The organism is Leptospira noguchii serovar Panama str. CZ214 (assembly GCF_000306255.2).
Classification (GTDB): domain Bacteria; phylum Spirochaetota; class Leptospiria; order Leptospirales; family Leptospiraceae; genus Leptospira; species Leptospira noguchii.
In genome coordinates this window covers 1-12,268 of sequence record NZ_AKWY02000003.1, presented here as the reverse complement: position 1 = coordinate 12,268, position 12,268 = coordinate 1, and the positions used below count along the sequence as shown (strand labels likewise).

Below are 12,268 nucleotides of genomic sequence, written 5' to 3'. Positions count from 1 at the left end.
TTTCGAGTGCGTTTTTTTTAAAGAACGAAGTACAAATCTCCTCAGAGAAAAATTACACGAAACCATAATTTTATTCACAATTTTTTTAGAGTAAAGTTTTACATCCGCAAAAATTCTCTTTGCTCTTTATCTTCCCTTTCTCTTCTGCGTTTTTCTTTTTCTTGTCGAAGTAATTCTTCAGGGGTCCATTCCCGGTTTTGTCTTTGTTTTTTTACTTCCGAAGAAGATCTACCGTTCTTAGTAGATGGGGCCTGAGTCGATTCGGAAGGTTTAAACTCCGTTTTATTTTGGTGAACTGCAGGAGAATCGGACTTCTCCTGAACCTTATGTTCATACTTTTGTTTTTTAATATAATTTCCTGGATCATAATCCGATTTCGAATTGCTTTCGTTTTGATTGGAGCCAGGTATTTTCTTTCCGGATGATGAAGTATCTACTGAACTAGTTCGTTCTGTTTTTAAACCAGATTTAGATTGTAAATCAGCTTCTGTATTTTGTGATTTTGTAGTATTTTCAGATTTTATAGGTGGGGCAGTATTAGAACCTGATACAGAAGAACCAGAGCCAACCGTAGTCGCCGAATTAGTGTTAGTTGACAGATTGGAATTTGCAGCAGAAGCGGCGGCTTGAATGGATTTAACCGTTTGGATATTTTCCGACCCGGGAAATAACTTCTCAAATCCGTTTAAAGACTTTTTAGGCAACATGGGAAAAGGATTACTAGGATCGGGTTTAACCGCGCCGGAAAGAACCGCGTAATCCAGAGTTTTTTGATTCTTTTTCTTTTCTACGTTTACGACTCCTTCTACAAGTTTCAACACTCCATCACCAGAACGAATCCCTAAAGAGGAGGTATCTTCTTTGTTATCCGATTTTCTTGTGATCTGTAATCCACCTGCGGAAATTTCCAAATTAGTGCGATTGTCTAGATAATCTATAAAGATCATCGAGTTTTCAGCGATCATGATTTCGCTTCCATCTGAAAGTCTGATCTTTGCCTGAGAACCTTCCGAAGTTAAAATTGTATCTCTGTTTTGGACGGAATTTCCCACTTCAATTTCTTTCCAGACCACTTCGGAATCATATTTTCTTTGGGTTGTATTCGATTTATAAAGAATAGTTCCAATTACTTTTTGAGAACCCTGATACCCATATCGAGTATAATCGTATATAAATACTCCCGTAAACAATACGATGTTAAATATAAGAAGAAATAGAATCGGTTTGTCGCCTGAAAGAATTTTATCTTTCATATCGTTATTTAGACCTACCAGGTTTGAATTCCATTCCAATTTGTTTTCTAAGTTCTTTCAAATTTTTAGGACAGTTTTTATCTTTAGAATGTCCTAAAACCGCGTAGATCGTCTGTAAGGATTTTTTTCCTTTTACCTGAATCGGTTTTAGTTTTTCTACATTAAAAATTCCTTTTACCTTTTCGTAAGAGTTTCCTGTGATCAATATATCTGCACCGAATACTTTTGTTAAAGATTCTACTCTAGAAGCAAGATTTACAGTATCACCTATAACCGTATATTCTAGTCTATCCTCGGAACCGATTTGACCCGCAATGACTTCTCCCGTGTTGATTCCGATCCCGATCAAAATTTTCGGTTTTTTATCACCTCCTCTTCCTTTGTTGAATTGTATCAAACTCTTGCGCATATCCAACGCGGCCAGAATCGATTTTTCCGTATCTGAATTTGTATGTCCCAATTCGCCCCAAACGGCCATGATTGCGTCTCCTATATATTTATTTACGCTCCCTCCGTTTTCGTTAATACACTTTACCATTGCGGTAAAATACTGATTTAAAAATTCTACGACTAACTCCGGTTCGATTTTTTCTGAAATAGAAGTGAAGTTACGGATATCGGAGAATAAAATTACACATTCCCTTTTATCTCCTCCTAACTTTACTTCTCCCCGTAAAACCATTTCCGCAATGTCTTTGTTAACAAATTTTCCGAAAGCGTCTTTCATCTTATCCCGATCGGATAAACCTTTTCCCATTTCGACAAAGGAAGATGTAAGTTTTCCGATTTCGTCCCCTGACTCCGGTTTGAGATCTATATGAAAGTTTCCTTGTTCGATTTGTTTAGAAGCGTCCACGAGTTTAAGGATGGGCCTTGTCATCCTTCTTGCATAAAAAAATACGAATAATATAGAAACGTTTACCACTACGATCATCAGATAAATATTTCTTTTTTGAATATTATAAACTTCTTCAAACGCTTTCTTTTCAGAAGTACTGGAAATTACTCCAAGCCCAGCATATCCAATCCTTCTAAAAGATCCTAAATAGTATTGATCGTCCTTTCCCTTGTAACGAGTTTGTCCGTTACTAATTGGACTTTCCAACAAATTTTTAACGATCGGTTCGTCTTTAAGATCGGTAGATTGTAGGATCAATTTAGAATCGGAATGTGCGATTAGTTTGCCGTCATTCCCTACTAGGAAAAATTGTGTGATCCCGGACGTTTTAAAAGAATCTAATATAGAATCCATTTTAACCAAAGACACGAGTATTGCCGAATTAGTTCCGTCTCCTACAAAAATGGAAAGATACAATACTGGTCTGCGAAAATCGGGGGATACGTTGAATACGAGTGGCTTTCCAAACTGAGCCTTTTTTTGTCCGTTTAAATATTTACGTACGATTTTATCCGCGTTATCCGAACTAACTTTAAAATCTCTAAGTGTACGTTCGTCTATGATTCGTTTTACACCTACGTAATCAGAACCTTCTTTTCTGAAAATTTTCAGATAAAAAATATCGTCGTCGTTTTGTAAAATATCGCTGGATCCTTCTGAATCCGCTACAGACCGAGCAAGAAGTAGAGAACGTTTTGTCAAAGAAGCAATATCCGAACGTATTTTCTGACTGATTACGTCCGTCAGTTTCAAGTTGTTTTCTTTGACGCGAATTTCGTTATCCGATTTGAAAAAATATGTAGCAAGAGCAATGATTGTTCCTAAAGAGATAAGAATGATAATTGAAATGATCACCATTAACTTTTGGCGAATATTCCAGTTATATAGATTGAGCAATGAATTCATAACGTTCCCGTTCGAGTTTTGTTATCCGATCAAAGAGTTTATTACATTCAATTGAATTTATAAAACGATAACTATTCTATAGATTTCTATTATAATGATCGGCTTTAGAAAGTTCGGAATAGAGTGATTCATTCTTTCTCCTTTAATTTTTATCCGATTGTTCTCGGCAAACTTTTAAACGCTGCCCCAAAAAGAACCTTTTTCTAGCTTCTGGCAGGAAAATTTGGTCTTTTCGATTCTACCCTGTATCCTTTTTCTAAAATTTTTCTTTTGGTTCTAGAGCATCTTTGAGAAACGAACGAACAATCCTACAAACTTTTAAAATTTAACTCCTGATATTTTCTTTTTTAAATCGACGAAAAATATGAAAAAAAGGCACGCAATATATTTGAAGTTAGGCGCCGTTTTATTCCGTTTACTTGAAAACTTTTTGCTACTTTATGAGTTGTTTTAATTGTATGTTTGACGTTTTTATCCCGTATTTTGTAATTCTATCATACAATATTCTAAATACTGATTTTACACAATCTTTGATTTTATAAGGAACTTTCAAATTTTATAATAGAATTTTTTATAAATAACTTCGACGAATGTTTTTTCTATTATATTCAGAAAATAAAATTCATTTTCGCAGAATCAACTATTTACGAACCGTAAGAATATGGATTGCTTAAAACTATATATAGGATCGAATTCGTTTCGGCAGATAATTATTCTAAAAATTAAGAACTTATCCCAAAATCTCAAAGAATTTTACGCGATAACTATTTGGAAATTTTTAATAAAATATAGCAGTTCCTACAAATTAAGTCGCATTTGCAAATTTTCGAGCAGTTCAATTTTCGCAGTAGTCACCACATTTTGGAATAAGTTCTAAGTAAAAAAATAAGCAATTAATATAAAAGATATATTCCAGAAATTCATCAATATACTTTATATAAAATAATATTTTTCATTGAACTCCTCAAGCAATATCCAAGAGCTATAAGTTTTTATACTGATCTCTATTTCTAAATTGAAATTTTAATTTCTTAGATGTAGCGTTACCGTTATCTCAAAAATATATTAGAATTCTGTATTTTACTCAAAGATAATTTTTTTGAAATGGCTTTAGGACATTGACCAACTTACACTGATTCATTTACTAAAAAATTTATATGAATAAGTTTAAAAATGTAATTAAATAGGAACGAACACAAAAGTTTTACTTTAGAAAATGATTCTATTCTATTCGATAAAATATTATACTTTTAGAAAGTATTACGCGTTAAGTCTCTCTGGGAACCTTTCAAAAGATTCGAGAAGGTATAATTTTAGAAGCCGTTAGTAAAATGATTTCGAATGGAATCGTTCTATAATTAGTTTTAGAAATTACTAACTTTCTGAAAAAACTAAAAGAACTTTGTCGGTTTCAAATCATTTTATACTTCTGTTTAGATGAATTGAATTTAATTTCCTTTTTTTATAGAAATATCCTTTCAATTCAATTTAAGCCGAAATCTTTAAATTAAATACGTAAACCCTAATATAGTGTTGTTAATAAACGAATTCTCATCGGTTTTGTGAAAACGGTCGTTTGAAGCAGCTTTGTTAATCTGAACTAACATGTGTTAACGTGAAAGGAATCGATACGAAAGAACTCAGCAGAACGCTCTCTCAAACTCAGCGTCTCGCTTCTATAATCGCTCGACAGATCGCGTTCTAGATTAAAACTAAAATCGAAATGTCGCATTACGTTTCTTTTATACAATTTATTAACCAGAGCTGAGGACCCGGTCCGGCTTGTCTGTGGCAAGTCGGTTCCGTCCAGATTTTTTTACGTCGAACTATAGAGTTGTTCAACAACTCTAATACATAAAAAAGTTTATCAATTTAGATTCTTAATTTAAAATCCCTACAATTTATCTTTAATACGATTGTAACAATTCGTACGATTTTCCTCTTGTAGAATCTGATATGGATGAGAAGCGAATATCATTCTCAAAGGAGAACGATTACAAAATGATTACAAGACGTTCTGAATTCATCCTATTCTTATGCGTGTCTGCATTATTTTTCTCTAATTTACTTTTTGCAGACACGGTCACAAACTCTAAAACAAACGAAGTGATTGAAAACGTTAAAACTTCAGAAAACGAACAAGGAATTATCGTAGAATACCAAGACGGCACAAGAAGAGGTTTTAAAAAAGAAGCGGTCACAATCCAAAAAAAAGAAGTTACCTGGGCAAAAGAAGAAGAATCGAAAGAAGAAACCAAATCAGATCGTTATCTTGCTTTAGGATCGATGGGTTTACTTTTAATCCTATTTTTTATACTTCCATAGGAAACAAAATCATGCCGTTTTACTTTTTGATTCTGCAAAAGAACTTTCTTTTTAATTTAATAAAAGTTACGCGAATTATATCAGTTTGTAACTTATACGTAACTCCTTCCCTCTATCTTTGTTTCAGACCTTCTACGGTTTATTTTCAAGGAGTTATAAGATGAAATCAACTTTCTTACAAAGGACTTCACTTTTAATCGTAAGTGCGGCCTTATTACTTTCTTCTTTTATCAATTGTAAAGAAGACAAAAGCGACAATAGTATGTTATTACTTCTCGCACTCTTAGCGGGAGGTAACAGCGACGCCGGAGCCGCTATCTGCGACGGTGCTTCGGTTCAAGGTGGAAACACAGTTCTTTCGGGCAACATCACTTCTAGTCAGAATCTTCCCGCTTACTCCTCTTCCTCGTTAAGCGGAATCGTTAGAGTAAAAAACGGCGCCACTCTTACTTTTGAAAGAGGTTCCGTAATTTTCGGAACTGCAGGTTCTGCTCTGATTGTCGAACAAGGCGGAAAGATTGTAACCAATGGAGACGCTACTGCACCCGTATGTTTTACTTCTTCTAAAGTTTCTGGAAACAGAGCCCCTGGCGATTGGGGTGGAATTTTGATCGTAGGAGACGGCATCGGATCCAGAGCGGCCGCACAAAACACAGAAGGTGGAACCGGTCTTCAATACAATAGCGGTGCAAATGATAACGGAAGTTCGGGTAACCTTACTTATACGATCGTTGAGTTTGCAGGAAACGAAGTTTCTCCCGGTGACGAGTTAAACGGACTTTCTATGTATGTGGTAGGAAGTGGTACTACTTTAGATCACGTTCAAGTTCATAGACATTTAGACGATGGTATCGAAGCTTGGGGCGGCGCTTGGACCGGTAAATATCTTTTGATGACCGGTGGAATGGACGACGACTTAGATTTAGATGAAGCATTTACTGGAAAGGTTCAGTTCTTAATCGCTCATAAATATCCTACCAGTTGCGGCGGAACTGCATCCACCGATCCTCATGGTTTTGAAATGGACGGAACTCATAGCGGTGGAACCGCATCCGCAACTTCTAAAACGACCACGAACGTAAAACTTTCTAACTTTACTCTTCTTGGAAAAAATGTTTCCAACGGATTTGGAGCAAGACTGAGAGAAGGACTTCAAGGTAAATTTTCGAACGGAGCCATTTACGGTTTTCAAGCCGGAAATATTGATTGTGTAGCCAATGGAGCCGGTGGAGCAGCGACTTCCCCTACTTTTGCAAACGTTTTAGTAGAAGCGGCAAAAGGAAACGGAAACAACGCAGCCTGTGTATTACCTACAAACGGACTTTCTTCCTCTCCTATAATTTCCTTAGGTTCAGGAGATTCGGATAACTGCGAATTTGCGACCAAACCGGACTATCAACCTTCCGGAGAAGCCGCGGCTTTAGCTGGTTCCGCTCTAAGCGCTCAATCCTCGGATTCGTTTTTTACCGATAACACAACTTACGGTGGTATGGTAAGCGGTTTGAACTGGGCTTTTGGTTGGACCGTTTATAGAGCAAGATAAACTTATATATTAGGATTCCCTAATTTGGGAATCCTAATTCAAAATTTTTAATCTATTTTAAAATCATCAAGATCATGTTTCAAAAAAAATTCGAAAGTAAAACCCTCCAAAAATCGACACGCGAGGCCGTTACTTCCAATCAGTTTACTTTTCATAGAGATAAAACGTTCTTATCTTTTTTCCTTCCAAACCATTTTATTTTTCTTAATATTCTAATATTTATATTTTCATCAGCCTTCACATTTGATTGTAAAAAGAGCAACCCAAAACCAAACTCAAATAAAGAAGAACTTACAGACCCTAAACACACATTAGAAATCCAAAAAGATCAAGAAATTTTAAGATCAGAAATCAAAGAATCTTATCAAATCCTAAACTCTTCGTCTTCGGTTGCAAAAGCCATTCAAATCGCTCTGACAGAAATCAGGGACAATCCAAATAAACCAGACGATTTACTTCGTTTTTCCTGTAGCCCGGAAGAAATCAGAAAGATCTATCTTCCCAATAACGTAAATCAAAACAATATAACAGCAAATTCTAAAATAGAAGATTCTATGTATCTGATTCTTTTAAGAAGAACCGCCGGTTTAGATAAAATTAGAAAACAGATTCAAAATACAAAAGGGGATTTTAAAATTCTCCCACTTACTCAGCCATATAACAACCGTAAGTTGACAAACATCAACGGATATATCATTGGCGAATTGGATCTACAAGTTGGATCCAAGACGATCCGAATCGAAGAGATCAAACTCGTTATAGAACATAAAAATCAATTTAAAGTTTGTACATACGGAACATGAAACATAAAATTCTAAGCTTATTCTTTTTCTTCTCTCTGATAGCAAGTCCAGTATTTGGTCAAACGACCGGTAAACTGGTTGGTAAAATCGTGGATTCGGAATCAGGAGATCCGGTTTTCGGAACGGTGATTATCGTTCGATCTATCAAGGCCGCTACTCGAAGCGACTTTGACGGTAAATACGAATTGAACCTTCCTCCGGGTGAACATTCGGTAGAATTTCAAATGATAGGATTTGCCACTCAGTTCAAAAAAATTACGATCTCTCCAGGCGCTCGGATTTCTATGAACGTAGTAATGGGAGCTCAGGTTTTAGATACAGTGGAAGTAAAAGGAAGAGGTCTTGAAAATTCCGAATCCGCGTTGTTAGCTCTACAAAGAAAAAGTGGAGTTGTTTCAGACGCCATCAGCGAGGAAGCGATTAAAAAAAGTCCGGACTCTTCCGCAGGAGACGTTTTAAGAAGAGTAACCGGAATTACTCTCGTAGGTGGTAGATTTATTTTCGTACGAGGTTTAGGAGAAAGATATTCAAATACCATTTTAAACGATTCCGTAATACCTTCACCCGAACCGGATAAAAGAATTGTTCCTTTGGATTTATTTCCCGCGGGTGTGATCAAAAACATTCGAGTGATTAAAACCGCTTCCGCAGAAGACTCGGCAGAATTTTCGGGTGGGATCGTTAAGATCGAAACCAAAGAATATCCTGATACTCTTTCTCTTTCCGTTTCCTTAGGCGTGGGAAAGAATACTCAAGTTGCAGGCCATAAATTCAAAACTTTTAATACTGGAGATATAAATAATAGTTTCGGTTTGGTTTCTAAAAAACAGGAACTCCCAGATATGATCTCAGGTTTACCAAAAGTAATTCCTTTTGTAGAAGGAGATCGTTTCGGCGGAATTCCAACTAACCTGATGAAAATTGGAGCCTTATCCTTCAATCAAGAATGGTCTCCAAAAGAAGAGGATTCTCCTTTTAACAAATCATTCAGTATTTCCGCAGGAAATTCATTTAAGACTGAAAAGTGGGGAAGATTTGGAATTCTTGCAGGAACTACGTATAACAGAAGTTACAACTATAGAGAAGAAGCAAACGCACGTTTTCAAGCTTCCAATCCTATTTCTATTTATTTAAAAGATTCTAATATATTACGTCCTTTGAACCAAAATAATCTCAAAATTTATGGAGAAGAAGTTCTTTGGGGTAACAATTTAAATTTAGCGTACGAACCCAAAATCGGACAGCAGTTCTTTATAAAAACATTATATTCGGTTCAATCCGATAAAACCGTTCGAGAGGGAGACGGCGCAAACTACATAGACAACTTCAACTTCAAATCCACAAACCTAAGTTATATCAGTAGAACTATCTTCAACAACACATTAGGTGGAGAACACGAAGTTAGAGCTTTTAGTGCAAGACCTCATAAAGTGGAATGGAACGTCAACTATGCATTAGCCGAAAGAGACGAACCAGACGCAAGAAATCAGGCTTGGTCCCAAGGTGGAACCGATCTTGCAAATGGTTATAGAAGACTGGGGAACAACCCAGACGGAACCAGATATTTTTCGAACACCGCAGATACCGTCAGAAGTCAATCTTTGAAATACGAAATTCCTTTCAACCAATGGGACGGACTTCAAAGCAAATTGAAGTTCGGAATCAGCAACTTAGATCGATTTAAACATTTTGAATTTAGAGAAATTGCACAAAGAAACTTTACCGGGAGTGATAGAGACGTAGCCTATCCAATTCCTGGAGAAGTGATTTATAATCCTTTGGCCTATGCAAATGGAAATAGAAAAATCTACGAACGTGCGTCCGGAAACAACGCATACGACGCCTCCCAAGCGTTACGCGCCGCTTTCGCTCAATTAGAAATTCCGATACTTGCAAAATTAAAATCGATCGTAGGGGTCAGATACGAAGATAGTTATCAAAAAACCAAAACCTACGACCTTAAAAACAGTTGGAACGGTTTTAATACTAGTTATGGATGTAAGACTAATTCCGAAGAAGAAAGACTATTGTTAATCAGGGCTAATATCTGCGACTCAACTAACGTAGGCATTGGAGAACTAAGAACAAAAGATAAACTTCCTTCTGGAAACGTGGTTTGGGAATTTGCAAAAGACATGAATCTTAGATTGGGATATTCCCAAACTCTTACAAGACCGGATCTCAGAGAACTTTCTCCTTTTGGTTTTGCAGCTTATTTTCAAGCAGATAGAATTTTCGGAAATGCAAGTCTTCAAAGAACGTACATTCATAATTACGATCTTAGATGGGAATACTATATTACAAATACAGATTATATAGGAGTGGGAGCGTTTTTTAAAAATCTTTCCAATCCGATCGAGTTGATTGGCCTACCAGTTGCGGGAAGTGCAAGTTTGGTGTATAAATACGCAAACGCTCAACAAGCAACAATTCGAGGAATCGAATTAGACTATCGTAAAGAACTTCTTTGGTGGTTAAGAGTAGAAGCAAACGTTTTCTTTATCAAGTCAAGAGTGGACGTGATCGATTCTAAAATTTACGGTTTGATCACAACCGGCCAAGTGGACCCTCTTTCTACATACGCAGCCTACTCTCCTACTACCCTCAATCGACCTTTACAAGGTCAATCTGACTTTGTCGCCAATTTGAAAGTAGATGTGTTCGTATCTAAAAGTAAAAAACATAACGTAGGATTTTATTATAATTACTTTAGCGATAGAATTGCACTGGTAGGATCAGACGGAGTTCCAAACGCAATTCAAAAAGGGACTGGAACCTCCGACGTAGTTTATACTTACAGACATAACGATAGACTTGATTTTAGATCTTCTGTCAGAAATATTATGAATACACAATTTAAAATTACACAAACAGATCCTTTAACAGGACAAGAATACGTATTCCAAAAATATAGAACCGGTTTAGACGTTTCCTTTTCCGCAACGTATAAATTATAAATTTTACCGCAAATTTCTCTTCGCATTCGCGAAGAGAAAACGCGCCTTGACGCGGACGAACTAAAATACAAAACCGTCCAATTTGCAAACTTTCGAGCAGATCTATTTATCGTTAAATTTTCATAGTAGTTTCCACATTGGACGGTTTTGGTACAAGTTCAAAATCGTATTTTTAATGTGAATTCTGTGTAAGAAATCCACGGTCCATTTTTCTGAAAAAAGTTGAGATCAAAACTTTACAGATCAATTCCTAAAACGTGGGAACTATTACAAAAAGTGAATGTTTTAAAATTTATAATGTGGTTTAATTTGTGGGAACTATTACAAATCACGATTTTACAGACAAATTCTAAAATTGTGGGAACTCATACTTTTAGAAAATTCTTTTTCATGTTCTTACGCCAACTCATCTTAAAAATAGAATTCTTCCGACAACAAACCAAATTTGAGAGAAACAACCGTTTGTTTTTTGAGATCTCTAAATCAATTCGATGTATAAGAAACATCATCTATACTCATCTAGTTTCATAATTCTTAAGCCTAAGTATTTACAGAAACAACTGAAAAAGTAAGATCTACAAGTTTTATAGACAAAGTCAAAAGGATTTGGTTGCAATCCTTATACAAAAAAGATACTCGCAATTTTCCTCAGAAAAAAACCAGCAATGGATTGAAAGAGGAGGAATTTACAGAATTATATGGATTTTTTATCTATGTTAAAATAAAAATAAATTCCACAAAAATATTATAAATATTATAAATATTATAAAAATTCAAAAATTTGAAAATTTTCCCACCTTCTCACTGTTACTGACATTTGCATAATATATCACCAATTTAAATAGACAACCGAGCTTGATTCCAGAATGATTTAACAGGATTAATTCTACGTTTCAATTTTCTTAATGAACGTTTAGCTTCTTTTTTCAAAGTTTCAAAGGATTCCGGACAAAAGTTAGGAAGAAGATATCGTTTCCATTTACCCCAAACATATTCGACAGGATTTAGTTCTGGAGCATAAGGAGGTAGAAATTCAATTGTTATTCTACCATTCAAAGAGTTAATGAACTCATTGACTGCCAAGGAACGGTGAATATTGATTCGATCCCAGATGATGATCAATTTCCCGGGGATATTGCGAAGTAGGGACTTAAGAAAACAAATAATATCTTCTTGTTTAGCTGCTCCCTTTAATATTTGAAAATATAAATTCCTTTGTGTAATTGCTCCGATTACGGAAATCTTTTTCCAAGACCCTACATGTGTAAGAACAGGCGTTTGTCCTACGGGGGCCCATGTGCGAAACACGGTAGGTATTTGCGTTAAACCGCTTTCATCGATAAAAACTATCTTTCTTCGCTCTTTTTGGGCTTTTTTTTAACTTTCAGCCAACGACGCTTCTTCCAATTCGAGATCGCTTTTTCATCTCGTTCTTTAGCTCGTCGAATCGGCTTTTGTACACTAAAACCAATTCTACGTAATATTTTCCATACATGATCCGGATGATAGTGGATACAGAACTTCTTTTCTATTAACTTTGCTACACGACGACAAGTCCAAATCGGAGTATCGAAGCCGTGTTT

Annotated in this window: 8 protein-coding genes; 4 read left to right on the top strand and 4 right to left on the bottom strand. The window is 35.8% G+C overall.

Annotated features, from left to right (window positions below; translation table 11 throughout):
• Positions 1 to 98 precede the first annotated feature (98 nt).
• Both LEP1GSC059_RS01570 and LEP1GSC059_RS01565 read right to left on the bottom strand, forming a co-directional pair.
• Positions 99 to 1,253: a FecR family protein gene (locus LEP1GSC059_RS01570; RefSeq protein ID WP_020980160.1), complete on the bottom strand. Its 1,155-nt coding sequence runs from the start codon at positions 1,251 to 1,253 to the stop codon at positions 99 to 101.
• A 4-nt stretch (positions 1,254 to 1,257) separates the two neighbouring features.
• Entirely contained in the window at positions 1,258 to 3,057 is a 1,800-nt protein-coding gene (locus tag LEP1GSC059_RS01565) for an adenylate/guanylate cyclase domain-containing protein (RefSeq protein ID WP_002177965.1), read from the bottom strand.
• 2,001 nt (positions 3,058 to 5,058) lie between these two features.
• On the opposite strand from LEP1GSC059_RS01565, the gene LEP1GSC059_RS01560 reads away from it, so the two are divergent.
• The 4 genes from LEP1GSC059_RS01560 (at position 5,059) to LEP1GSC059_RS01545 (ending at position 10,685) form a co-directional block, all read left to right on the top strand.
• Positions 5,059 to 5,382 carry an LIMLP_04285 family protein gene (locus LEP1GSC059_RS01560; protein WP_002178031.1) on the top strand — a complete coding sequence of 108 codons (324 nt, stop codon included), beginning with the start codon at positions 5,059 to 5,061 and terminating at the stop codon, positions 5,380 to 5,382.
• Between the two features lie 160 nt (positions 5,383 to 5,542).
• Entirely contained in the window at positions 5,543 to 6,925 is a 1,383-nt protein-coding gene (gene lipL48, locus LEP1GSC059_RS01555) for an oxidative stress response protein LipL48 (RefSeq protein WP_017215618.1), read from the top strand.
• 74 nt (positions 6,926 to 6,999) lie between these two features.
• Positions 7,000 to 7,728 (top strand): LA3241 family PerA/PerB upregulated protein, encoded by a 729-nt coding sequence (locus tag LEP1GSC059_RS01550; protein ID WP_017215617.1) that lies wholly within the window; start codon positions 7,000 to 7,002, stop codon positions 7,726 to 7,728.
• On the top strand, positions 7,725 to 10,685 hold the full coding sequence (locus LEP1GSC059_RS01545; protein ID WP_017215616.1) for a TonB-dependent receptor: 2,961 nt from the start codon (positions 7,725 to 7,727) through the stop codon (positions 10,683 to 10,685). The genes LEP1GSC059_RS01550 and LEP1GSC059_RS01545 overlap by 4 nt, the downstream gene beginning before the upstream one ends.
• An 837-nt stretch (positions 10,686 to 11,522) precedes the next feature.
• Here the strand turns inward: LEP1GSC059_RS01545 and LEP1GSC059_RS23910 are convergent.
• Both LEP1GSC059_RS23910 and LEP1GSC059_RS23905 read right to left on the bottom strand, forming a co-directional pair.
• The gene (locus LEP1GSC059_RS23910) at positions 11,523 to 12,002 is read right to left on the bottom strand and encodes an IS630 family transposase (protein ID WP_036056827.1); all 480 of its coding nucleotides are present in this window, start codon (positions 12,000 to 12,002) and stop codon (positions 11,523 to 11,525) included.
• Positions 12,003 to 12,031: 29 nt separating this feature from the next.
• Positions 12,032 to 12,268 (bottom strand): helix-turn-helix domain-containing protein (locus LEP1GSC059_RS23905; RefSeq protein WP_020980165.1); only part of this gene is annotated, 237 nt, incomplete at its 5' end.

Excerpts from the sequence above, each read along its gene's own strand:
- lipL48 (WP_017215618.1), top strand. The coding sequence starts at position 5,543 with ATGAAATCAACTTTCTTACAAAGGACTTCACTTTTAATCGTAAGTGCG.
- LEP1GSC059_RS01570 (WP_020980160.1), bottom strand. The coding sequence starts at position 1,253 with ATGAAAGATAAAATTCTTTCAGGCGACAAACCGATTCTATTTCTTCTT.
- LEP1GSC059_RS01545 (WP_017215616.1), top strand. The coding sequence starts at position 7,725 with ATGAAACATAAAATTCTAAGCTTATTCTTTTTCTTCTCTCTGATAGCA.
- LEP1GSC059_RS01565 (WP_002177965.1), bottom strand. The coding sequence starts at position 3,057 with ATGAATTCATTGCTCAATCTATATAACTGGAATATTCGCCAAAAGTTA.
- LEP1GSC059_RS01560 (WP_002178031.1), top strand. The coding sequence starts at position 5,059 with ATGATTACAAGACGTTCTGAATTCATCCTATTCTTATGCGTGTCTGCA.
- LEP1GSC059_RS01550 (WP_017215617.1), top strand. The coding sequence starts at position 7,000 with ATGTTTCAAAAAAAATTCGAAAGTAAAACCCTCCAAAAATCGACACGC.